Origin of the sequence: Cellulomonas citrea (assembly GCF_009829685.1) — a bacterium.
Lineage (GTDB): Bacteria > Actinomycetota > Actinomycetes > Actinomycetales > Cellulomonadaceae > Cellulomonas > Cellulomonas citrea.
This window is the reverse complement of the sequence record NZ_VWSD01000392.1, coordinates 1-528: the sequence shown is the minus strand read 5'-3', so window position 1 is coordinate 528 and position 528 is coordinate 1. Positions and strand designations below refer to the sequence as shown.

Here is a 528-nt window from a genome sequence, read left to right as displayed (position 1 = left end):
ACCGGCAGCCGCGCCTGGATCGCGACGCGCGCGGGCCGGCTGGGTCCGGCGCTGCACGACTTCGAGGAGGCGGAGCGGCTCTACCGCAGCGCCGGGCTGCCGTTGGGTGAGCACTACGTGGAGCTGGCCGACGCGATGGCCGACCTGCGGCTGCTGCCCGAGGCGGTCGCCGCGGCCGGCCGGGCCGAGCAGGAGTTCGACGACGCGGGTGCCCACCTCATGCGGCTCGAGGCCCGGTTGCGTCGGGCCCGCTACCTGCTGCTCGACGATGATCTGCAGCGTGCCTACGACGTGGCCGTCACGGCCGCCGAGGAGGCGCGGGTGCAGCGGCGCGCCGGTTGGCGTGACCGCGCCCTGCTCATCGCGGTGCAGGCGAGGGTCGGGCTCGGCACCGTCGAGCCACCGGACCTGCGGGTGGCCCGTCGGGTGGCGGGCCGGCTGGACGCCGCCGGTGACCTGCACCACGCGGTCGAGGCGTACCTGGTGGCCGGCCAGGTCGCCGCCGGCCTCGGGCAGCGCCGCACGGCG

1 protein-coding gene is annotated in these 528 nt (G+C 77.3%); it reads left to right on the top strand.

Annotated features, from left to right (window positions below):
• The coding region (locus tag F2B26_RS16920) for a hypothetical protein (RefSeq protein ID WP_201292834.1) at positions 1–528 on the top strand (528 nt) is incomplete at both ends.